A 22467-nucleotide genomic window follows, 5' to 3' on the forward strand; every position below is an offset into this window, starting at 1 on the left:
GGGAAGGAGGAGACGTGAAGGAGCGCATCGGAGCGGCACAATCGAGCACCTCCGCACGGCGAGGTGCGAGCCTCGGAACCGTGTTCGGCTCCTGGAGATCGGAGATCGGGGTCGGGACGGGGATCCTCGTGCTGGCGGTCCTCTGGGCCCTTCTTGCCCCGAATTTCCTGAGCGTGACGAACATCGTCCTCCTGCTGCAGCAGACATCGGTCCTCATGATCGTGGCGGTCGGGATGACCTTTGTCATCCTCACCGGTGATATCGATCTGTCGGTCGGTTCGACGATCGGTCTCACGACGGTGCTCCTCGCTGCGTTCACTGTCAAGCTCGGCATCGGTCTCATTCCGGGCATCTTTCTCGTCCTGTTGGCCGGGGCGCTCATTGGGCTCTTCACCGGCATCCTCAGGGTGGTGTGGCAGATCCCGTCCTTCATAGTGACTCTCGGGCTGCTCACGGCGCTGCAGGGTCTCGCCTTCACCATCAGCGACGGGGTGACGATCTCCCCAATCGAGCGCGGCATCGCCGAGCTCTGGAACGGCCGAATCCTCTTCGTCCCGACTCCGATCTGGATCATGGCGATCATTGTCGCCGGTGCGATCTGGGTCCTCAGGTCGACACGGTTCGGCCGGCACCTCTACGCCGTCGGGGGCAATCCTGAAACGGCTCGCCGCTACGGTGTCCGAGTCCGCACTCTGCGCATCAGCGTCTTCGTGCTCGTCCAAGTTCTCGCCGTGGTCGGTGGGATCCTCTATTCCGCCCAGCTGAACGCGGGAAACGCCACTGTGGGGCAGCAGTCGGAACTCAACGTCATTGCGGGGGTCGTTGTCGGCGGGGTTGCTCTCTTCGGCGGTGTAGGAAGACCGATCGGGACAGTTCTCGGCATCTTCTTCATCGCAGTGCTGGCCAACGGTCTCACGCTGCTTGGTGTCTCTCCCTATGTCTTCCTCATCGCCCAGGGCCTCGTGGTCATCGCGGCGGTCTGGTACAGCGCACTCCAACGAAAGGGCAGGAGCTACACGTGAACGCACAGGTTGACACGCTGCTCGAAGTACGTGGGGTGTGCAAGCACTATGGTGCAGTGAAGGCACTCGACGGCATTGACTTCTCGATTCGCTCCGGCGAGTTGGTGGCGATCGTGGGCGACAATGGTGCAGGCAAGAGCACCTTCATCAAATCGCTGTCCGGCGTCAGTGAGATCAGTTCCGGCTCGATGCACTTCCTCGGGCGCGAGGTCGAGTTGCATTCGCCGAATGATGCACGGAGTCTCGGAATCGAGACCGTCTATCAGGATCTCGGCCTCTGCGAGAACCTCACTGTCTCCGAGAACGTCTATCTGGGCCGAGAGCCGACGAAAGGGTGGGGGCCGTTTCGGTATGTCGACCGGAGCAGGATGCATGCGGAGCTCAGCGAGGTTCTGCGCACGATCTCGATCAACGTCCCGGCCACCGACTCGAAGGTCGGCGAACTCTCCGGCGGCCAACGACAGGCGGTGGCGATCTCCCGCTGCAAACTGTGGAAGAGCAGCATGGTCATCCTCGATGAACCCACGGCTGCGCTCGGAGTGCAGGAGAGTCGACGGGTGGTGGAGACGATCCAGCGGCTCCATGCGGACGGGGTGGCGGTGATCGTCATCAGCCACGACATCCCGATGGTCAAGGAACTGGCCGAGCGGATCGTGGTGCTCCGCAAGGGCCGGAAGGTGGCCGATACCCCTGCTGCAGCCGTGACTGAGCACGAGATCGTTGCCCTCATCACCGGGGCCGGAGTGCAGCTTGGAGCGACCGCCGGCCCGCCGTCCGAAAGGGAGGCCGACCGATGAGCGGTGAGCAACCTCAGCCCTTGGCGGGACTGCGCGTGCTCGATCTCAGCAGATTCATCGCGGGGCCGATGTGCGCACAGATCCTCGGCGATATGGGTGCGACGGTCATCAAGGTCGAACGGCCAGGTGGCGAAGACGCTCGTCGCAACCGTCCATTCGCGGGGGAGCACAGCATCTACGCGATGATCTACAACCGCAACAAACACGGCATCACTCTCAATACCCGAGCTCCGGAGGCGGTGGACCTGCTCGAACGACTCATCGTTGAGTCTGATGTGATCGTCGAGAACTATCGACCGGGCACCATGGAATCGATGGGTCTGTCGTTCGAGCGGATCCAGGAGATCAACCCGCGGGCCGTTCTCACTTCGATCTCGGGGTTCGGGCAGAGCGGGCCAAACTCGCACCGGGCCATGTTCGATGCGATCGCGCAGGCCGCGTCCGGGCTGATGAGTCTCACTGGCGGGCCCGAGGATCCGCCGCTGCTCACCGGCACCTACATCGCCGACTACCTCGGCGCATTCCATGCGGTGATGGGCACAATGTTCGCACTCTGGTCCCGCGAGTCCACCGGAGTGGGCCAGCACGTCGACATCGCCGCGGTCGATGCCCTCTTCGGCATCCTCAACACTCATCCGAGCGACTACGCGATGAATGGCCACCTCTCGGAGCGGACCGGATCCCGGGACCAGGTGACGATGCCGGCGAACGCCTATCCCTGCGCCGACGGCCATGTCTATCTGCACGCGGGGACCGATCCGCTGTTTCCACGTCTCTGCCGCCTGATGGGCAGAGAGGAGTTGGCGCAGGACCCCCGATTCGTCGGGCAGGCGGAGCGGCTCGAACATCGAGACGAGCTCGAGACCCTCGTCACCGGCTGGACCTCGCAGCTGCCCTGCGCTGAGGTTGAGGCGCAGCTGATCGCATCGGGTATTCCCGCTTCGACGGTGCTCACCGTCGCCGAGGCTGTCGATTCGGAGCAGGTCAGGGCGAGGGAGATGATGATCGACATGGTGCACCCGGTGTACGGATTGACGAGACTGCCGGGGATCCCGATCAAGCTCAGTCAGACGCCCGGAAGTGCGCGCAAGCCGCCGCCGCTGCCCGGTGAGGACAATGCGGCGATCTACGGCGAACTTCTCGGCCTCGGTGAAGCCGAGCTCGCCCGGCTGAGATCGGCCGGTGTGATCTGAGCCGAGGGTCGGCGAAAACCCGTGGTCTTTGACACGGGAGGACAAGCGAATTAGAATAGGTCTAGTCGTCTAGACATATTATGAAGACAGCGATTACTGCGCAATCCGCAGCACAGAGGAGGTAGACGATGAAGTCTCTCAAGGAAGCCCTGTTCGAACTCGTCGAGGTGCCCGAGCTGATGGGCCCAGTGACTCAGGTTGTCGACAGGAGATTCGTGCTCGACTATGCCTACGCGCAGGATGACTTTCGTGACTGGTACTTCGTCGATTCGCCCTTCGGTGGCCCGGTTGGCCATCCCCTGGTGCTGGCGAACGAACTGCTCTTCCTCTTCTACGACAAATACGACGGCAACACGGCGCAGGGGCTGCACACTCATGAGCGGCTTCGGTTCCGCTCACCTGTTCGAGTGGGGGAGACCGTCACCGTCGACGGCGGCTATACGGAGAAGTACGAACGGCGCGGGCAGGGGTATGTGACGCTTGAAGCCACTGCTCGCGGGGAGGATGGTCGTATTCTCGTTGAGCATGTCGGCAGAGAGATCATGCGGACCGTCGCCGGCGAGGTTGTCGGAAAGGGGCGGGCGAAGGACGAGAAGCGCGAGCGGACGGTGCTCGCCACCGTCGACCCAGACGCCGAAATCGCGGCTCTTGCCCGCCACGGTCTGTCCGAACGTGCCCCGCTGCCCACTCGGCGCGCCCATTTCACACAGGATCAGATGTCGGTGTTCTCCTGGGCGGGACGAGGCTATGAGAATGTCCATACGAGCAGGGAGAAAGCCGCGGCTGCGGGGCTGGACCGCACTATCGTCCAGGCTCAGCAGCAGACTGGCCTCATTGTGTCCAACCTCGTCGACCTCTTCGGCGCCACCTGGTTCACCTCCGGTGATCTCGACCTTCGCTTCGTCTCTCCGGCCTTCGTCGGGGACATACTGACGACCTCGGGAGCGGTCATCGATGAGCGGGACGGTCGTCTGGAGGTCGAGGTCTGGATTGAGAACCAGGACGGTACCAAGACCGCCGTCGGTTGGGCTTCGGCGGAGATCTCCGAGGACCTCGCTCGTCCGCGAGCGCTGCTCTGAACCCCTCGGTCCGCTTCCTCTCGCCCAGTAACAGAACACATGAAAACTCACGCATGACGAAGGAGTCAGCGAATGATCGAGAATCAAGCGCCGATGGTGCCGCAGTCCGACGGTGCGCGGACCACACTTGCGCGCCGTGCCGCAGTGGCGAGCCTCGTGGGCACGGCCGTCGAATGGTACGACTACTTCATCTTCGGTACGGCGTCGGCCCTGGTCTTCGGCGATCTCTTCTTCCCGAACCCGGAGAATCCGATCATCGGCACGCTCTCGGCGTTCGCCGTGTTCGGCGTGGGCTTCTTCGCCCGACCGCTGGGCGGGATCGTGTTCGGCCACTTCGGCGACCGATTCGGAAGGAAGGTCGCGCTCATCACAACACTCATGCTGATGGGGACCTCGACGTTCCTCATCGGGCTGCTGCCGTCGACTGAGCAGATCGGGATGCTCGCTCCGGTGCTGCTCGTTATCCTCCGACTCCTTCAAGGATTCGGCGTCGGCGGTGAATGGGGAGGGGCATCTCTCGTGGCCGTGGAATACGCCCCGGCGAACAAGCGAGGTGCCTATGGCAGCTTTCCTCAGATCGGCAACGCCGTCGGACTGGTCTTCGCGACGAGCATCTTTGCAATCGTCTCACTGCTGCCCGATGACCAGCTTCTCAGTTGGGGATGGCGTCTGCCGTTCCTACTCAGCGCCGTGCTCATCGCTGTCGGTCTCTTCATCAGGTTCAGACTCACGGAGACCCCTGCCTTCCAGGCGGCGCAGGAGGAGCTGGAGAAGCAGACGGAAGACCGTGAGGTCAAGGAGCGGCTGCCGCTGACCGAACTGTTCCGCCGCTTCAAGAAGCCGCTTCTGCTCGCCATGGGGATGCGGTTCGGCGAAGCGGTGTTCGGCTACATCATCCTCACCATCGGCCTGACCTACGCGACGAACTACACGGACATCCCGCGAACGCATGTGCTCATCGCTTCGACGATTGCCGCTGCCATCGCGATCTACACGTACTACTTCTTCGGCAGGCTGAGCGATCGGATCGGCCGCCGGGCTGTGTTCATCATCGGCTCCGTGGTCGGGGCAGTGGTGTCGTTCCCCTTCTTCTGGATCCTCGATGCCGACAATGTCTTCCTCATGTACGTGATCTATGCGATCGCCTATGCGATCGGAGTCGGCGCCGTCTATGGTGTCGAGCCCGCGTTCTTCAGCGAACTCTTCGGCACGAAGGTCCGTTACACCGGAGTGTCGCTGGCGGCGCAGCTTCCCTCCGTGCTCATCGGCTTGTGGCCGATGGCGTCGACGGCCCTGCTGGCATGGACCGGTGGCGACCCCTGGCCCATCGCTCTCATCACCGTGGCCGCCCTCATCCTCGGTCTCGTGTGCGCGTGGTTGGCGCCGGAGACGAACAGAGCCGAAATGTCGAGAATAGGAGAAGAAGACAAGTGATGACCTCGATTAGCAGAGACCTCACTGATCCTCGGCGCGCCGCCAAGGTCGACGACATCGAAGCGGGACTCAAGGAGCCCCTGTTCGAGAATCTCGCGATTCCGGAAGAACTCGGCCCGGTCACCGTGAGAATCGATGATCACAAGATCAAGCGCTACGCATTCACCCAGGATGACTATCATCCATGGCACCTTGAGTCGAGCCCCTTCGGTGGTCGGCGGATCGCGCACGCCTCGCTGCTCGGCAACGATCTCGTCCAACTCTTCACGACGGTCTATGCGGCGAGCCAGGTGGTGGGTCTCCACACAGAGGAGCAGCTCTGGTTCGACTCCCCGGCCTACCTCGGCGAAGAGGTCACCCTCCACGGTGCGTACACCAAAGCCTATGAACGGCGCGGCCAGGGGTATGTCGTCATGGAGGCGAAAGCCACCGGTGAGGACGGCCGAAGCATCCTGCGCCATCGGGGTGTCGAGATCTTCCGGACTCGGCCGGCGGACGTCGCCGGACGCGGCAGCGCTGCACCGAAGAAGCGGATCACCGGCGAGGTCGCGCCAGGTTCGCCGTCGTTCGACGCCGCGGCGCCGGCTTTCGGCCAAGTGCTGCCCACGCTGACGAAGGCCTTCTCCACCGAGCAGGCCGCGGTATTCTCCCGGATCGGCGAGTACGTGCGCAACATCCACAACGATCTCGACATCGCCCGCGCCGGGGGCCTCAGGGCGCCCATCGTCCAGGGTCAGCAGCAGTACGGTCTGCTCGCCGAGGCGCTTACCCGCGCCTTCGGCACGGCGCTGTTCAACGGTGGACGTCTGAGGTCGAAGTTCCTCAACACTGTCGAGGTCCACGAGCCGGTCGAGGCCGCGGGAGTGGTCACCGGAGTGGACGAGGACCATGTCGACCTCGAGGTCTGGGTCCGCAGAGCAGACGGTGCCCTGAGCGCCGCAGGGTGGGCGGAGATGCCGCTGCCCGATCCGAATCAGTCACAGAGAAAGTGAGCAAGCAATGGCAGGGACAGTCACAGGCGGTCAGTTGGTCGTCCAGATGCTCGAATCGTTGGGTGTCACCAAGGTCTTCGGCGTCGTGGGCGGTCAGACGCTGGCGATCAGCGACGCCATCATCGACACTCCGTCGATCGAGTTCGTCCACACACGCCACGAGAACGCTGCGGCAGTGATGGCCGACGCGTACGGCCGTCTCACAGGGAAGCCCGCCGTGGCGATCTCGACCACTGGCCCGGGCGCCACCAATCTCCTCACCGGAGTGGGCGGGGCCTTTCGGGATTCGAGTCCCGCTTTCATCATCACGTGCAACAACAACGGTGAGAACATCCACAAGGACGACGCTCAGAACGCCGACCATGTGGAGATCTTCAAGCCGTTCACCAAGTATGCGCGCCTCGTCGCCCATGCCTCGAGCATCAAACAGGCGATGGAGGAAGCCTATGTCAATGCCATGACCGGCAATCCTGGACCGGTGCACCTCGACTTCGCACGGGACACCATCGAACTGCCTGTCGACAACCCCCCTGCCGTTCCTTCGGTGCATCCGTTGCGTGATTGGGTGAGCAACCGTCCGGTCGCCGGATCCGAGACGATTTCCGCTATCGCCGAACGCGTTCTCTCGGCACACAAACCGGTGATCTGGGTGGGCAACGGCGGCAATCGCGGTCGGGCTTCGCAAGCGGTGCTCGACCTCGCCGAGGCGCTCAGCATCCCGGTGATCACTACCTTCAATGGAATGGGCGCAGTTCCGACCACACACCCGCTCGTGTTCGGCGCGCTCAGCCGTATGGGTACCCACCTCACGACGCGGATCATTCAGGAGGCGGATCTCGTCCTCGCACTCGGCAACAGTCTCAACGCAGTCTCGACCTCGAGGTGGCGTCTGGAACTGCCCGAGGTCATCCAGGTCGATGTCGATCCGACGATGATCGGACGTTACTACGCCGAGGTGACCACCGGCGTGGTCGGGGATCTCGGCAGTTTTGCTCGAGACCTAGTGACTGCGACGGCTCCTCGAGCCGAGCCGGCGCGGAAATCACGGAGCGGATGGGTCGAGGGGCTGCAGAGGGCCGAGGTCGACTGGTGGGAGCTCTCGGCCGACCTCGAACCGGAGACCGCAGGCACCGTCTCTCCGGCGGTCGTCGTCCGCGCGCTCCGCGACGTCACGCCCGAGGACACGGTGCTCATTCCCGATGCCGGGAACCCTGGGGTGTGGTCCTTCCTCTGGGAGATGCCGGTGCCCTATCGGTACATCAAGCCCGTCGGTTTCGGAAACATGGGCTTCGCTCTGCCGGCGGCAATCGCCTCGGTGTCCGAGGATCCGTCGCTGCCCGTGCTCGCTCTCATCGGCGACGGCTCGATGGGAATGAGCTTGGGCGAACTCGAGACGCTCAAGCGCGTCGGCGGCTCCGCCGTCGTCATCGTGCTGAATGACTCGAGCTATGGCAACATCAGGCAGGAACAGGAGCTGCACTTCGACGGTCGCACGATCGGCGTCGATTTCCTCGGTGTCGATTTCGCCGCTGTCGCGCGAGGCATGGGCCTGGCCGCGAAACGAGTGACCGAGGTCGATGAACTCGTCGATGCCGTGCGCAAGGGCTTCGCTGCCGGTGAACCCGTCGTCATCGACGTCGTCCTCGACCGTGCTGCGAATGCGTGGACCTACCCCGCGTTCGAGCCGCATAAGGGCTGAGCGCTGCTCGTGCGCATCCTGCCGATACAAGATCGAAGGAGAACTCTTCATGGCTGATTCACCTACCACCGAGGATACGACCCAGTCCGGGCCACTGAGCGGGGTGAAGGTCCTCGATCTCTCCCGCTTCATCGCCGGACCGCTGTGTGCCCAGATCCTCGGCGATTTCGGTGCCGAGGTGGTCAAGGTCGAACGGCCGAACGGAGAGGATTCCCGTCACCACGGTCCGTACTGGCAGGGCGAGAGCATCTACATGTTCCTCTACCATCGCAATAAGCAGGCCATCACTCTCGACACCCGTCACGAACGGGCGTTGGTGATCCTGGAGAAACTGGTGGCGTGGGCGGACGTCGTGGTGGAGAATTTCCGGCCGGGAACGATCGAGAAGATGGGCATCGGCTACGAGCGGATGAAGGAGCTCAATCCCGATGTCGTCCTCGTCTCCCTCTCCGGTTTCGGTCAGACGGGACCGGATTCGCGTCGAGCGCTCTTCGACGCGATCTCCCAGGCTTCCTCCGGACTGATGAGCATGACAGGGGAGCCGGACGGCAAACCGACGCTGTCGGGAACCTACATCGCTGACTACACGACCGGCTATCAGGGTGCCATGGGCGCGATGGCGGCGCTCATGCACCGGGACCGGACCGGCGAGGGGCAGCTGGTCGACATCGCCAGCTTCGACACGATGTTCTCCGCTCTCGGCATCCGGCTCGTGGCAGAGCTCATGTTGGGTCTTGAAATGCCTCGCTCGGGGTCGCGTGACCTGCTCACTGCTCCGGTCAACGTCTACGAAGCCGCCGATGGGCCGATCTACATCCAAGCCGGTACGGCTTCGCTGTTTCCGAAGCTGTGTGGGGTCATGGATCGCGAGGATCTCAGTGCAGACGAGCAGTTCGTCACCGTCGAGGGGCGGATGCGCGAGCAGGAATACCTGGAGGGGATCATTCAGGAGTGGGTGGGCGGGCGCTCGCGGGACGAGATTGCCCGCCGACTCGATGAGGCCGGAGTGCCGTATGCGAAGGTCGCGAGCGTTCGCGAGGTCGCTCAATCGCCCCAGATCGCGGCGCGAGGGATGATCGCAGAGGCTGAGCATCCTCAGTACGGCAGAATTCGAATGCCCGCGAACCCCATTCACATGGAGAAGAGTCCTCCGACGGTTCGTAAGGCCCCGCCGAGCGCCGGCGAGGACAACGAGAGCGTCTATCGGAATATCCTTGGTCTCAGTGACGATGACATTGCGGAACTGAGAGCACAAGGAGCAATCTGATGCAGCGGCGACCCATGTACCGGGTGATCAACGAGGATCTGGCTACGCAGATCCATGCGGGTCAGCTCTCCGCAGGTGAACAGCTGCCCAATGAGCATGAGCTGGCCAAAAAATACGGAGTGAGTCGGATGACCGTGCGGCAGGCCCTGGATATCCTGGTCAGCGATGACCTCGTCTCTCGCAGACAGGGGATCGGCACCTTTGTTTCGGAACAGTCGCGACGCGGACGACGTCTCAATCGTCTGCGTTCGTTCTCCGAGGAGCTTGCGGCTTCTCCGCAGCATGTGTCGAGCGAAGTTGTCAGGGCCGAACTGGTCAATCCTCCTTCCGACATCGCTGCCGCTCTAGCTCTCGGCACCGACGATTCCGTGAGCAGGCTCACTCGAGTCCGTCGGGTCAACGGCGAGCCGGCCGCGCTGCAGGACGCATGGATCCCCTACGCGGTTGCACCGGGAATCGTGCGCGATCCGCTGGTGAACAATTCCCTGTACCGCACGCTGACCGAGAAGCACGGTGTGGACCTGCGCTGGGCCGATCAGTCGATGACGGCGACTCTGCTCGAGAAGGAGGAGGCCGATCTGCTCGGCACTACTCCGGGAGTCGCGGCCCTCTACGGTCTGCGCACGACCTATTCGGCCGGTGGGCAACCGGTGGAGTACACGCGAGGCTGGACCCTGCCGGACTTCCCACTCCTATTGAGGATCGATGCTGAATGAGCTGTGAGGACTCACCAGTCATCGCCGTCGATATCGGCACCTCAGCGGTGAGGGCGGCGCTTTTCTCTGTTGAAGGTCAGTCCCTTTACGCAGTGAGGCGACCGCGGACCACCGACCTCGGAGGCGTGTTCTTCGACGCCGAAGCGCTTTGGGGTGATGTTCGATCGACGCTCCGCTCTCTCGAAGTTGCTGATACGGATATTGCCTCTGTGTCAGTGTCGGCGCACATCGGAACCGTCGCTGTCGACGAAACATTGATGCCGGTGGCAAATGGAGGGGGCTGGGCCGACGTGCGGGGTCTGGCTAGTCTCAATGCTGAAGACCAGGCACTGGTCGGCCGGATGCTGAGTTCCTCCGGTCGTCCTGTCACCGCGGGCAGTGCTCTGGCGCTCGCTCTCGACCTCTATAAGCAGGGCCTGGGCGATCAGATGCACGTGCTGCTTAGTCCTAAAGACTTCGTCATCGCGAGGTTGACGGGGCAATTGTGCACCGACATCGTTGATGCCGCATACACGCTTGCCTTTGATATCCGATCTGGAGATTGGCAGAAAGACGCACTGGCTCGGCTCGGAGTCGCTCCGTCCCTATTCCCTGCGGTAGCTCAGCCGTCCGATGTTGTTGCCGTCGTCAGTCCTGAGGGCGGGCTCGCCTGCGGATTGCCAGCACGGACTCCTGTCATTGCTGGAGGGCCCGACGGTTCTGTGGGCTTGGGGCTACTCTTGGGCAGCGACGAGAGGAGCATCGCTGACATCGCAGGTACCACGGATGTCCTGGGTATGCTCGTCGACGACGCGAAGGATCAGCCGAGCGCTGCGATCATCAACCCGTCGCTTGTCCCTGGACGCTGGACGATCGGCGGTCCCACAGGGTTGACCGGCGGTGCCGTAGCCAATTGGCGGTCACTTGTCGGATCAGTAGAAGAGGGAGAGCTGAATGCTATTGCTTCCGGCTGCGATGGTCTTCGTGTCTTGCCAGCGATGTCTGGAGAGCGCTTTCCTCGCTGGAATCCGGCTACTAGAGGCGCCGTCCTCGGTCGCAACTTCGACCATGGTCCTGCTCATTTGCTTCGTGCTGCACAGGAAGCGGCGTGTTTCGCGGTGCGGGAAGGACTTGACCTGCTTGATCCATCGAGAACCCGCCCGGTTAAGATCGCTGGTGGATCAGTTCGCTCACGGGCTGTCGCGCAGATGCGCGCGGATTCGTTCGGTCGACCTCTGCTTGTCGCGAATGACCCCGATGTCACGCTAGTCGGTGCGGCTGGACTTGCGCTTATAGCTGCGGGAGTTGTCGGCGATTTGGATGAAGCGCGAGACAGATTATGTGTTCGTTTCAGCTTGATCGAGCCGAGGGCAGACAGAGTGGCAAGGTATGACGAAATTTACGAAGATTGGCTGACGGCCCGTGATGTGACGGCCACTTTTGACAGTAGACGGTCAAGCGCCGTTTAAGTAAAGGATAGCCACGAGAGACGGTGAGCCCTGCGAACTTGAACCCAATCGAGTCAATGGAGTGGTGAGTGCATTCCATTTGAGGGCATTCACTTCACGGCGCCCCAGTGGAGCTTTCGTCTGAAACACCGAAAACTCTTTCGGCCACCTGAAAAGTAGCTGCGCCGCTGAGAACTCTCAGCGACGTAGCCGATAGGAAGATAGATCAGCCTCAACCCCACACGCCACGCGTGTCATGCACGATCTTCTGCGTGAGCAGAGTCCGGTCGATCCGCGTGAACTCGTTGTGGTCGACCAGCAGGAGCACGATATCGGCGGCGCGAATGGCCTCGTTCACCTCAGTGAGGGTGACATTGTCGCGTGCCTCGAGTTCCGAAGGCAACTGGTCGATATTCGGCTCGACGGCCATGATATTGGCCTGCGGAAGCTCGTCGGCAAGCTGACCGACGATCTGACGGGCAGGGCTCTCCCGGAGGTCATCGATATTCGGCTTGAACGCCAGCCCGAGCGCCGCGATCTGCACGTCGGCGATGCGGCGAGCCTGCGGAAGCAGCTTGTCGAGCACGAAACCGGGCTTCGCATCGTTGACCTCGCGAGCGGTCCTGATAAGCGAAGACTGGTCCGGCGCGGTGGCGACGATGAACCACGGGTCGACGGCGATGCAGTGGCCGCCGACGCCAGGCCCCGGCTGCAGGATGTTCACGCGAGGGTGGTGGTTGGCGAGCTTGATGAGCTCCCACACGTTGATGTCGAGCCCGTCGGAGATCACCGACAGCTCGTTGGCGAAGGCGATGTTGACGTCGCGGTAGGCGTTCTCGGTCAGCTTCGCCATCTCCGCGGTGCGAGCATCGGTCATGAGGAACTCGCCCTCACAGAACAGCTCATAGAGGTCTCGAGCACGTTCGCCGGCATTGCCGTTGAGCGTGCCGACGATCCGGTCGTTCGTGCGCAGCTCGATCATGATGCGACCCGGCAGGACTCGCTCCGGGCAGTGGGCGAAGTAGATCGTCTGAGCGCTGCCCGATTTGAGCGTGAGATCCGGTCGAGCCGACAGAATCGTCTCAGCGAGGAACTCTGTGGCCCCGGGAGGAGAAGTCGACTCGAGGATGATGAGCTCATTGCCCTCGAGCAGAGGAGCGATCTGCTTGCCGGCAGTTTCGATGTACGACAGATCCGGCTCGTGACCGTCCTTGAACGGCGTCGGCACTGCGACGATGTAGTTGTCCGCATGCGGGGTCTCGGTCGTCGCCCGCAGATATCCCTGTGACACGACGCCGGCCACCGTGGTCGCCATATCCGGTTCGACGAACGGGACCTTGCCCTCGTTGATTGTCGCCACGGCATCGGCGTTGATGTCGACACCGACCACATCCGCGCCCGAACTGGCCAGGACCGCTGCGGTCGGCAGGCCGATGTATCCGAGGCCGATGACGGCGACCGAGGGGCGTTGTGAGGCAGCGGTGGGCGGCATGTGTGCGGTGCTCCAAACTGAAGATGAACGACTTCTGATGTTACCCGAGGATGACTCGGGGCAACCTGACCACAATGACCCACGAAGTCGCCGTGCATGTGACCTCGACATCAATTCTGGGTGAACGAGTCGTAAAGGTCTGCGGATTCTGTCAGAGGCAGTGGACCGGCCATGATGAGATAGCCGGAGATGGTGTGTCCAAGTTCGATGGAACTGCATACCATTACCCACATCGGCATTGATGCGAGAACCCCACCCGCCGAGGCGGCCCCCGCGGTTCTCCCGACCAGGAGTTTGTGCGTGACCCCCACAGTCCTCACCGTTTTCGGCACCAGGCCGGAAGCCATCAAGGTGGCCCCTCTCATCCGGGCGATCGAATCGAGCTCGACCCTGCGCTCCCGCACCGTCGTCACAGCACAGCACCGGGAGATGCTCGACCAGGTCAACGACCTGTTCGGGATCGTCCCCGACGTGGACCTCAACATCATGGCGCAGGGACAGACACTCAACGCAATCGCCTCCCGGGTCATCGGCGAACTCGACGCAGTGCTGGCCGAAGAGACTCCAGCGGCGGTGCTTGTCCAAGGAGACACCACTACCGTGATGGGTGCTTCCATCGCTGCCTTCAACAGGGGAATTCCCGTCATTCACCTTGAGGCAGGACTGCGCTCGGGCAACCTGCTCAGTCCCTTCCCCGAAGAGGCCAATCGAAAGCTCACCAGTCAGATCTCGGCTCTCCACCTGGCCCCGACCGCACGCTCGCGGGATAACCTGCTGGCAGAGAGCATCAACCCCGCCGATGTCGTCGTCACCGGCAACACCGTCATCGATGCCCTCCATATCGCCGTCGACATGAACGTCGCTCCCACCGACCCGGTCGTCGCTGACTATGTCGCCACCAATCGCCCGAAGTTGCTGGTGACGACTCACCGCAGAGAGAACCTCGGCTCGTCGATGGAGAACATCGGTGATGCTCTGGCCGAACTGGCCGCGGCACGCCCCGACCTGCTCATTCTGCTCCCAGCCCACCGAAATCCGCTCGTGCGCGAAGCAGTCCTGCCTCGCGTCGAGAAGTTCGACAATGTGCTCGTCACAGAGCCGCTGTCCTACGGCGAGTTCACCACCGTCATGGCCGCCTCCGACGTTGTCCTCACCGACTCCGGCGGAATCCAGGAAGAAGCCCCGAGCCTCGGTAAGCCTGTCCTCGTCATGCGGGAGAACACCGAGCGCCCCGAGGCCGTCACCGCAGGATCCGTCAAACTGGTCGGAACTGATAAAACCGCGATCGTCGCCGAGGTGTCCCGTCTCTTCGATGATTCCCTGGCCTACGAAGCCATGGCGAAGGCGGTCAACCCCTACGGTGACGGACGCGCCGCCGAGCGGTCCGTGGCTGCCATCGAATCGCTGCTCGGCGTCGGCGAACGGGTTGCGGAATTCGCACCCGACGTCGCCTACGCCGACTGACGTCCTATGCCGACCTACGTCCTAAGCTGACTGACGCGAACCGGCACCAAGCGATTCGTCGTGATGGCGTGCTTCATCCAAGAAGACAGGTACGATCATGTATTCGGCTCTTTGTCGATGGCCTGCAGCGCCTGAGCCACAAAACCGTTCTCCATTCGACGCAAGCCCTCCCGGTAGAGCAGCGCCAACGCTTCGATCTGAAGCGGTGAAGAGTCGAATGACTGTAACCCACCGGGTTCCAGAGCCTCGGACAACCACCGGCGAGCCAGACTTCGGTTCGCTCTGATTCGGTTGTGGATCTCGTCGATGCCCCCGCGCGCAGTTGTCAGCGCAGCGTCGACCTCCTGTCGTACCGACGCAATGGTTCGATCATCCAGTCGCACGGCACATTCGGCGAATTTCAGGAGCTCGAAGAGTCCGGGCATCTTGTGTCCATGAGTCTCCGAATAGACTCCGACGCTCGGGACGGCCTGAGCGGAGGCGAGGATGACCGAATGGAACCGGGAGGTCACCAATGCGCCGAGGCGGCCGAGTTCGTCGATGAAGGTCCGGAACCCCTGCGGGTCGATGAGGTCGACACGTTCAGATCCTGCGACCGAGATCAGGTGATCAATGAGGGCCATGGAGATCTCACGGTCGGCTCGAGTCTGAACGATGACCTTTACCCGCCCGCCGTCAGCCAGATGAGCTTCAGCGACCGAGGCGAACAGCTGGAATGCTTGGGAGTGCTGGAACTGCGATCCGCGAAGCTTGTTCTGCACGAATGCGGATCGTCGTGATCCCGGTCGGATCCCCATGTCCTCGGGGCGCACGACGATTCCGAGAACATCCGTGTCCCGATCTGCTTCGGCCCGCGCTCGGAGTCCCGGGACGAAGAAACCAGGGTCGAGCAGGACCGGAAGTTCGGGACGCAATCGTGTCGATTCGAGCCGTCGGGACTCGGTATCGCGGAACGCCGCAGCGTTGAGTCCCTGATGGAGGAACTCCTCCAGTGCGGTTCCGAACGCCGTGCGGAAGGGCCCGACAGTCGACGGGAGCAGAATGACAGGTTTGTTCAGCTCTCGCGCGGCGAGTGCAGGGAGGATGCGCCAGACCAGGTCGACGAGGTTCTCGCCGGTCGCAGATTCGAAGAGATGCTCACCGGCGTTGAGGACGACGAGGTCGACATCAGTCATGCCGGTGTCGTCGGCGAACCGCTGCGGATGGGCGACATAGTCGATGAGCAGTTCGATCTCGTCCTTACCGCCTCGCGACGTGCCATCCGTCGGGACCGTCGTCAATTCCATCCCTTTGAGGGTGAAGCTCGACTGTCTGCGGAACTGGTCGGAGGGAGCGAGGAGAACCGCCGTCGAGTTCTCGACGTCGATATCGGCCCGACGCATCAGCTCGAGTGCTCCGGCGTTGATGGCGAGGTCGCCCCAGCTCGAGGCGACATGCCCGTAGAACAACATCGTCCGTGTCATGACGTCAGCCTAGCCAACACCGAGTCCATGACCGTTCCGACCGCTTCCCAGCTTCGTTCCGACTCCGTCCACGCGGCCGCGGCCTCGACTCTGTGCTGGGTCGCAGTCGGATTGACGATGGCGGCCGTGATCGCCTCGGCGAGGGCCTCTGGATCTCCGCTGGGCACGACGAGTCCGCGCTCGCCGTATCCGACGATCTCCGCCAGCGCCGGAACGTCGGAGACGATGACGGACTTCTTTGCAGCCATCGCTTCGAACGGTTTGAGCGGGGAGACCGCACGGGTCGCCGGAGTGAGAAGCCGCGGATAGGCACAGACGTCGATGACCGAATAGAGGTCGGCGACCTGCTCATGTGAGACCCGTCCGGTGAAGACGAGGGTCGACTCGTCGAGACCCAGATCGGCTGCCAGGGCGCGGACCCGTGTCGACTCGGCACCGTCCCCGACGAGCAGTGCACGCATAGGGAGGCCGCGACGGCGAACGAGGTCGATCGCACGGACAAGGACATCGAGTCCTTCGTAACCGACGAACGAACCGATGTACCCGATGACCGGGTCGTCGGCGCCCCAGCCGAACTGTGAGAGCACACCGAGATCTTTCGGCCGGGCGGCGAAGGCCGAGGTGTCGACTGCATTGGGCATGATTGCGATGGGGCTGCGCGTTCGGACCCGGGTGTCAATGAGGTCGCGCATCGCATCTGTGATCGTGACGACGGCATCCGAGTGCTCGAGCACTGCATTCTCCAACGCCACGGTGCGTGCACGACGTCCTTCCATGCGATCGGTGTTCGCGGCCTCATAGACGAGTTCCCACATACCAGAGACCTCGTAGACAACGGGAAGCCCGAAGCGTTTGGCCGCAATCAGCCCCGGAAGCGCCGACACATAAGTCGAGCGCAGATGTACCGCTGACGGACGTTCGCGTCGGATCACTTCAGCGAAATGGTCGACGGATTCGTGCATATACGCGAACTCACCGTCTGCTCGGGAGCTGTCGCTGCCCATTCGCAGGTAACGGATTCCGTCGTGAGCCGCCTCGGTGACGGAGCCCGGCTCCAGAACATTTGTGGACTCTGGGAACCCTGGGCGGGTGAGCGCGGTGACGGTATAGCCGCAGGCGGCGATGGTCTTGAGGACGCTGTGGGCGCGAACAGCATAGCCACCGCTCTGCTCGGGCACACTTGCGTGCAGGATGGTGAGCACCTTCTCCGGAACGGGGGAGAACGGGATCCGAGTGTTCTCGGCCACCTCGGCGAGCTCAGCCAACATCGCCGACGCCGCCGTCGCCTCACGGATGAGAGGCTTGTCTGAAGTCGAAGCGGTGGCCGAATCGGAAACAGCGGCGATCTCGTCGAACCTGCCTGTGCCGTAGAGCGCCCGAACCCGCCGCGCCCGAAAGACCTTTTCCCGCTCGGAGGGACGGGCAATCTCGACAAGACCCAACGCCTCGTCATAGAAGCCGGCGGCCAGAAGATGGCCGGTCAGAAGATTCCTCACTTCTGCCGTCTGACCTCGAGTCCCTCGGAAACGCAGCAGCGAAGTGAAGAAGCGGCCGGTCGAGGACAGCGGCAGCAGGCGGGACGACTCCACGCGGAAGGCATCGACGACGATTCGAACGTGTCTGTTCAACGCCGGAGAGTCGATGATTGCCACGAGTCCGAGAGCCGCGGCCAGAGCCGTGATCGCAGTGTCCGTCGGGAGCACGAAGCCGATGGTCGGACCTGCATCGAGCAGTTCGACACCGCGAACGGAGACGATCGCATACTGACCGGATCGGTTCGGGGTGAGCAGCACGGTCCGCGCCCGATCGAGCAATGTCGCTCCCACCAGCTCGGAGATCGCCGACGCCGCATCGATCGATTCGGCGATGACGGCGGCAACGACGGGCAGGACCGCAAGACGCTCGAGCACCGACCTCAGTGAGGCATGAGCCGTCGCAGTCGAAGCGCAGCGGATGCGGACGACGTCATGGTGGATGCCGACCGGAGCGTCATCGAGGTGGCTGATGAGTGTGTTGAACCAGTGAGCGTCGGCCTCCACAGGCGACGAAGGGTCGGGGTCGCGGATAGTGACGACGCCGTCGGTGGTGACGGTCAGGTCGAACCTCGTACGGACCCCCTCACCGAAATCGCTGCTCGGCGCTTCCTCCAGCAACGGTTCCAAGCGTAGTTTCTGCCAGCGCTTGGCACCGTTGGCGAGCGCATGCTCGGACACGAAGCGGGCCAGTCGGCGGTCACCGTGGGTGGAAAGATGGTCCGCTACGAATCGTGACCTCAACGACGATCCCTCGGCCACCGCAATATGGAACAGGGCTCGACTGACCGTGGCAGAGCCTGTGAGGTCCTTGAGCTCGGCGCAGACTCGCCGCGCGGCCGTCCCGATATCGTCGGCATGGTCGGTCAGGGTCCGTGCGGCGGCTTCGAGCCCGGACACCAAGGAGTTCGATTCGGGGGCATTGACAGGTTCAGGGGCGTCGATCCTGATGGTCTCAGTCATCAATGGCTTCTCTGAGGATGGTGTTGATCGCGGTGGTGGTGGCGAGCCTGGGCATGGGATTGTGACCGGCTCTGGCATCGGAATACAGGGACACATCGAAGCAGGAGAGCTCCCCCTTCTGTGCAGGGAATGCGTCGACGAGCGCCGGCAACTGGGCCAACGCGTCATTTCTGCTGGCGGCGTTGATGAGACAGCGTGTTCGCGGAATATGACCGAACGATGCGAAAGCGTGGGCGACCGAGGTCCTGTCCGGGTAGTCGACGGCGATGTCCTCGGTCGGTCGATCCCCGTAAGAGTACCGGGCGATCATTCCGACGAACTTCTCCATATAGAGCGTCCAGTCGATCTGCGGATTGTTCACCAACGCCCGGCTGTCCTCGTCACGGGCCGCGGCTTGAAGCGCCTGGAACCCTCCGGCACTGGTGCCGAAGTACAAGCGTGCGGCAGCGGGTATTCCGAGGCATTCCGCAACTAAGCGAGCGGTCTGAGCCATGGCGGGAATGGCATAGCGTCCCGGTGTCCCCTGCCCCCACCCGATGCTGATCCGATTGTCGGTGCGCAGGGTCGGATCGGCGATGAAGAGGACGTCGGCATCGATGTCATCGACCCAGGTTCGACGCTGGAAGACCTCCTGCGGGTCCTTCTCCGGTGAGCGTCGGACGGCTCCATTGAAGGCGATGACCAGCCGGTTCGTCGCCTCTTTCCGAGACCACAGCAGCGCGGGAACCCGAACCGTGCCCGCGTGGAAATCGAAGCGTTGGAAGACCCCGGGACGACGCTCGATGCGGTCTCCGGGCAGCAGTGTGCCCAGTCTCTGGAACGGCGGTTCCTCGACAGTCCCATTCGCATCCGTCTGTACATGGGGCCCTTCGGTCAGCAGAGCTTCAGACATGCGTCACGGCATGGAGTTCGGCGAGCTCCGAGTCCGTCCACGTCGTCTTGCCGTAGAACTGCGTGAGTCGGCGGATGAGGTTCTTGCACTCGTCGATGTCCTCGTCAGCGGCGAAGGCGAGCTTCTGGACGAACCATCCCTTGACGAAGGGCTCAAGCCGTTTGGCGTTGTAGTCCTCGAGCAGGCCGACCTCCCGCAGCCATGCCGACCGGTCTTCTTCCAGAGGCAGATACTTCTCATAGAAGCGCGGACCGATCGCATTGACCGTCGAGTTCGTCACCGCCGCATAGTAGGTGTGGATCGGTGTCGAGGACAGGCCGATCCTCCGGGCGTGGAAGAGCATCTGCTGGAAGAAGTAGGAATCCTGTCCGACAGCCCCGATCGGCTGATAGATGCCGAGGCCCTTCAACCACTCGGTGTTCGCCGCGAGTGCCTGAATGCTCATCGGCTGGAACTTCACTCGGGACAGAGCATTGTCCTCGAGCAGACCGTCCTCGCCCACGACGGGGCGCAGAATGCCTGCGTTCTTGATCATGGTCCGTTTGTCCTTGAACCGCACCATGTTTCCGATGGCGAAGTCGAAGCCGTGTTCGTCGACCATCTCAAGCAGCAGTGCATAACCGTCGTTCGTCTGTTCGTTGTCCGGATCGAGGTAGGTCACGTACGGGGTTCGCGTGAGTTCGAGACCCTTGTTCCGCGGACGTGAGGCACTGCCCGACCCGCCGGCCGGGAAGCGGTGGACTCGAACGTTGGGGTAGGCACGGTCGAGTTCGTCGAGGATCGCGGGCGTTGCGATGTCGGTCGACCCGTCATCGATGAGGAGGATCTCGCTGCGGTCGAAGATCGAGGACCGGCGCAGGGATTCGAAGCACTTGAACTTCAGATGCGGACCGTTGTTGTACACGGGCACGATCACGCTGATCTCGGGTTCGGCTGTGACCTCGATCGTCTCGATCCGTTCGAGGACGAGGTCGGAGGCGATCGCGAGCGTGGTTCGTTCAGGTCCGACACCATCGCCGAGGCGGCTGCCGGCAGGGTGCCATGTGGCAGTGATCTGCTGGTCGGAGTCGATCGGATCGACGTATTCGTAGACAGCCTCGGTGGTATCGATCGGCAGAATCCGGACCTCGTCGACATCGGTGTAGCGGAAGGCGTTCACCGCGTCCTGAACGAGATTGGGGCCGAAACCGGAGTGCCCGGTGAGATCGATGACGACGTCGCCGTCGCTGTCGACGATCCTGTCGTCGTCCTCCAGCGCGACCATCGGGCCGGTGTAGGTCTGCGTCGAACGGAACTCCTCGAAACCGGGCTCGGACAGTCCGGCGATGTGCACAGTGTGTTCGGGAGCTCCGGAATCGAGCTCCATCGCCTCGGCGATCGTGTCGATGCGGTCGAAGGCCGTGTTCGCTGTGAAGGCGGCGCGAATACCCGCGACCTGAGCTTCGCGGATGCTGCGCTGGGTCAGAGCCCGATACGTCTGCTGCATGTCGAGCGACGAGTCGGGCATACACACCTGCGGATAGAGGGAGTTCACTCCGGCGTTGTAGTTCGACACGACGAAGGTGCCCATCGCCTGCAGCTCGATGATGCGATTGGCATACATCGATTGGGAGTTCACCACCGAGTTGAGGTTGATGCCCACCGGCAGGAGCCGCTGCAGGTCGAGCAGCGCCTCATGTTCGATCGGCCGGTGCAGATGCGGCAGATACCGTTCGGGGAACAGGTAGCGCTCGGCCTTGGCGAACTTGGCGGTGTCGAGCTCGAGGTTGCGGTCGACGATGGTGAGATCGGCCCCGGCGGACAGGAGTCCGTCGAAGATCCGCTGGGCCGACGACTTCCGTTCCGGATATTTGTGTTCGAACCAGGATCCAGCGAAGACGAACTCGCGTCCGGTATGGCGCATGCTCCCGAGCGGGTGGTGATGAACGAAGTTCACCGCGAAAGGCAGAACCGACACCGGCACTCGGCCGTTGAGATACTTGCGGTATTTCGGCACGCATTCGACGGCGCTGGTGAACACGTGGTCGGCGAACTTCGCCAAGGACGCGAACTGGACGTAGTTCGGCGGATCCTCCTTCGAATAGAAGGCGATCGGAATATCGTTCTCACGAGCGAAGGGCACGACCTTTGATTCGAGGGTCTGACGTGCCGGAGAACCGGACAGTGCGACGTTGAACCATTCGTCGTCGAGTCCGCGCCAGGCAGACGTGATGAGCAGAAGGTCGATGTCTGCCATGTCGTCGGCATAGGTCTCAGGGTCGATCGGCACCACGTGGGCGGCGTCTTTGAGTGAATCGAAGAGGAACCTGTCGGCGATGATCCCGATGCGCAGCTTCCGGCGAGGATCCCAATGCTGGCCGGAGGTCGTGGGCAGTTGCTCGGCCTCTGCCATGAGGGCAGAGATCTTGCTCTCGACCGGAGCGGCGAAGGCACGTTGGCGTTCCAGATATTCGTCACGGTCCGCCGCCAGGTCGATGTAGGGATGCCGCCCGAGAAGTCCGTCGAGGAAGTAGTCCGACTGCGTGTGCACGTGCAGCGACTTCTGCCGCGTGCGGGTCGATTTCAGCTGCTTGATTCGGGAATCGAGCTCGGCCTGCCGCTTCTTGATGTCCGCTTGCTTCATCGTCGACCCCCTGACTGCTGCGAGTCGCCACGCTGGGGACGGCGAAGACGCCAGTACGCACGCTGAACCTGCATCGCCTTCGACCCGAGCAGGCGTTCGAGCCGCTCATTGACCGATGCGAGCTTCGCATCCCGCTTCGCGAGTTCGATCTTCAGCCGAGCGATCTCCCTCTCGCGTTTGCCGATGCCGCCGAGGAGCTTCGACTCGCGGTCATAGGCACTGATGAGCTCCTGGGCGAGGTCGGCATTGAGCGATGCGGTCTCATCGATGACGCGAGAGACATTGTCGCGGACGGAACCGATATCCTCGGTCCCGGTCGGGGTGGTCTTCAAGTGGGCTCCAGTTGTCCAACGTGCACAGCGGAACCTTCTGAATCAAAGGCGTTCCACTGACAAAACTTCACAGCTTGAAG

The 22467-nt window shown here is 62.6% G+C and carries 17 protein-coding genes; 11 read left to right on the forward strand and 6 right to left on the reverse strand.

Going from position 1 to position 22467, the window contains the following annotated elements:
- Positions 1 to 14: 14 nt before the first annotated feature.
- The 10 genes from J9314_RS02955 (at position 15) to J9314_RS03000 (ending at position 11647) form a co-directional block, all read left to right on the forward strand.
- Complete coding sequence (locus J9314_RS02955) at positions 15 to 1022, forward strand: ABC transporter permease (protein WP_210604433.1); 1008 nt, start codon at positions 15 to 17, stop codon at positions 1020 to 1022.
- Positions 1019 to 1819: an ATP-binding cassette domain-containing protein gene (locus J9314_RS02960; RefSeq protein ID WP_210604434.1), complete on the forward strand. Its 801-nt coding sequence runs from the start codon at positions 1019 to 1021 to the stop codon at positions 1817 to 1819. Before J9314_RS02955 ends, J9314_RS02960 begins: the two co-directional genes overlap by 4 nt.
- On the forward strand, positions 1816 to 3012 hold the full coding sequence (locus J9314_RS02965) for a CaiB/BaiF CoA transferase family protein (RefSeq protein WP_210604435.1): 1197 nt from the start codon (positions 1816 to 1818) through the stop codon (positions 3010 to 3012). Before J9314_RS02960 ends, J9314_RS02965 begins: the two co-directional genes overlap by 4 nt.
- Positions 3013 to 3140: 128 nt before the next feature.
- Positions 3141 to 4091 (forward strand): MaoC/PaaZ C-terminal domain-containing protein, encoded by a 951-nt coding sequence (locus J9314_RS02970; protein ID WP_210604436.1) that lies wholly within the window; start codon positions 3141 to 3143, stop codon positions 4089 to 4091.
- A gap of 72 nt (positions 4092 to 4163) precedes the next feature.
- Complete coding sequence (locus tag J9314_RS02975) at positions 4164 to 5525, forward strand: MFS transporter (RefSeq protein WP_210604437.1); 1362 nt, start codon at positions 4164 to 4166, stop codon at positions 5523 to 5525.
- Positions 5525 to 6517 (forward strand): hotdog family protein, encoded by a 993-nt coding sequence (locus J9314_RS02980; RefSeq protein WP_210604439.1) that lies wholly within the window; start codon positions 5525 to 5527, stop codon positions 6515 to 6517. The genes J9314_RS02975 and J9314_RS02980 overlap by 1 nt, the downstream gene beginning before the upstream one ends.
- A gap of 7 nt (positions 6518 to 6524) precedes the next feature.
- Complete coding sequence (locus J9314_RS02985) at positions 6525 to 8216, forward strand: thiamine pyrophosphate-binding protein (protein ID WP_210604441.1); 1692 nt, start codon at positions 6525 to 6527, stop codon at positions 8214 to 8216.
- A 49-nt stretch (positions 8217 to 8265) separates the two neighbouring features.
- Positions 8266 to 9483 carry a CaiB/BaiF CoA transferase family protein gene (locus J9314_RS02990; RefSeq protein ID WP_210604443.1) on the forward strand — a complete coding sequence of 406 codons (1218 nt, stop codon included), beginning with the start codon at positions 8266 to 8268 and terminating at the stop codon, positions 9481 to 9483.
- Positions 9483 to 10199, forward strand: a complete 717-nt coding sequence (locus J9314_RS02995) for a GntR family transcriptional regulator (RefSeq protein ID WP_210604445.1) — start codon at positions 9483 to 9485, stop codon at positions 10197 to 10199. The genes J9314_RS02990 and J9314_RS02995 overlap by 1 nt, the downstream gene beginning before the upstream one ends.
- Entirely contained in the window at positions 10196 to 11647 is a 1452-nt protein-coding gene (locus J9314_RS03000) for a xylulokinase (protein ID WP_210604446.1), read from the forward strand. The genes J9314_RS02995 and J9314_RS03000 overlap by 4 nt, the downstream gene beginning before the upstream one ends.
- A 211-nt stretch (positions 11648 to 11858) precedes the next feature.
- Here the strand turns inward: J9314_RS03000 and wecC are convergent, their stop codons facing one another.
- On the reverse strand, positions 11859 to 13118 hold the full coding sequence (wecC, locus tag J9314_RS03005; RefSeq protein ID WP_210604448.1) for a UDP-N-acetyl-D-mannosamine dehydrogenase: 1260 nt from the start codon (positions 13116 to 13118) through the stop codon (positions 11859 to 11861).
- Between the two features lie 300 nt (positions 13119 to 13418).
- Here wecC and wecB point away from each other — a divergent pair, with 300 nt between their 5' ends.
- Complete coding sequence (gene wecB / locus J9314_RS03010; protein WP_210604450.1) at positions 13419 to 14582, forward strand: non-hydrolyzing UDP-N-acetylglucosamine 2-epimerase; 1164 nt, start codon at positions 13419 to 13421, stop codon at positions 14580 to 14582.
- A 95-nt stretch (positions 14583 to 14677) separates the two neighbouring features.
- On the opposite strand, the gene J9314_RS03015 is transcribed toward wecB, so the two are convergent.
- The 5 genes from J9314_RS03015 to J9314_RS03035 are packed head-to-tail and all read right to left on the reverse strand — an operon-like array spanning position 14678 to position 22387.
- Entirely contained in the window at positions 14678 to 16045 is a 1368-nt protein-coding gene (locus J9314_RS03015) for a polysaccharide pyruvyl transferase family protein (RefSeq protein ID WP_210604451.1), read from the reverse strand.
- Positions 16042 to 18540, reverse strand: coding sequence for a glycosyltransferase family 4 protein (locus J9314_RS03020; RefSeq protein ID WP_210604453.1), 2499 nt, complete (start codon positions 18538 to 18540; stop codon positions 16042 to 16044). Before J9314_RS03020 ends, J9314_RS03015 begins: the two co-directional genes overlap by 4 nt.
- Entirely contained in the window at positions 18533 to 19432 is a 900-nt protein-coding gene (locus tag J9314_RS03025) for a hypothetical protein (protein WP_210604454.1), read from the reverse strand. Before J9314_RS03025 ends, J9314_RS03020 begins: the two co-directional genes overlap by 8 nt.
- On the reverse strand, positions 19425 to 22055 hold the full coding sequence (locus J9314_RS03030; protein WP_210604455.1) for a glycosyltransferase: 2631 nt from the start codon (positions 22053 to 22055) through the stop codon (positions 19425 to 19427). Before J9314_RS03030 ends, J9314_RS03025 begins: the two co-directional genes overlap by 8 nt.
- Positions 22052 to 22387, reverse strand: a complete 336-nt coding sequence (locus J9314_RS03035) for a hypothetical protein (protein WP_210604456.1) — start codon at positions 22385 to 22387, stop codon at positions 22052 to 22054. The genes J9314_RS03030 and J9314_RS03035 overlap by 4 nt, the downstream gene beginning before the upstream one ends.
- Positions 22388 to 22467: the final 80 nt, after the last annotated feature.

Source organism: Brevibacterium oceani (assembly GCF_017948325.1).
Lineage (GTDB): Bacteria > Actinomycetota > Actinomycetes > Actinomycetales > Brevibacteriaceae > Brevibacterium > Brevibacterium oceani.

Excerpts from the sequence above, each read along its gene's own strand:
- J9314_RS03030 (WP_210604455.1), bottom strand. The coding sequence starts at position 22,055 with ATGAAGCAAGCGGACATCAAGAAGCGGCAGGCCGAGCTCGATTCCCGA.
- J9314_RS02965 (WP_210604435.1), top strand. The coding sequence starts at position 1,816 with ATGAGCGGTGAGCAACCTCAGCCCTTGGCGGGACTGCGCGTGCTCGAT.
- J9314_RS03015 (WP_210604451.1), bottom strand. The coding sequence starts at position 16,045 with ATGACACGGACGATGTTGTTCTACGGGCATGTCGCCTCGAGCTGGGGC.
- J9314_RS02970 (WP_210604436.1), top strand. The coding sequence starts at position 3,141 with ATGAAGTCTCTCAAGGAAGCCCTGTTCGAACTCGTCGAGGTGCCCGAG.
- J9314_RS02990 (WP_210604443.1), top strand. The coding sequence starts at position 8,266 with ATGGCTGATTCACCTACCACCGAGGATACGACCCAGTCCGGGCCACTG.
- J9314_RS03000 (WP_210604446.1), top strand. The coding sequence starts at position 10,196 with ATGAGCTGTGAGGACTCACCAGTCATCGCCGTCGATATCGGCACCTCA.
- J9314_RS03025 (WP_210604454.1), bottom strand. The coding sequence starts at position 19,432 with ATGTCTGAAGCTCTGCTGACCGAAGGGCCCCATGTACAGACGGATGCG.
- wecC (WP_210604448.1), bottom strand. The coding sequence starts at position 13,118 with ATGCCGCCCACCGCTGCCTCACAACGCCCCTCGGTCGCCGTCATCGGC.
- J9314_RS02975 (WP_210604437.1), top strand. The coding sequence starts at position 4,164 with ATGATCGAGAATCAAGCGCCGATGGTGCCGCAGTCCGACGGTGCGCGG.
- J9314_RS03020 (WP_210604453.1), bottom strand. The coding sequence starts at position 18,540 with ATGACTGAGACCATCAGGATCGACGCCCCTGAACCTGTCAATGCCCCC.
- J9314_RS02980 (WP_210604439.1), top strand. The coding sequence starts at position 5,525 with ATGACCTCGATTAGCAGAGACCTCACTGATCCTCGGCGCGCCGCCAAG.
- J9314_RS02985 (WP_210604441.1), top strand. The coding sequence starts at position 6,525 with ATGGCAGGGACAGTCACAGGCGGTCAGTTGGTCGTCCAGATGCTCGAA.
- J9314_RS02995 (WP_210604445.1), top strand. The coding sequence starts at position 9,483 with ATGCAGCGGCGACCCATGTACCGGGTGATCAACGAGGATCTGGCTACG.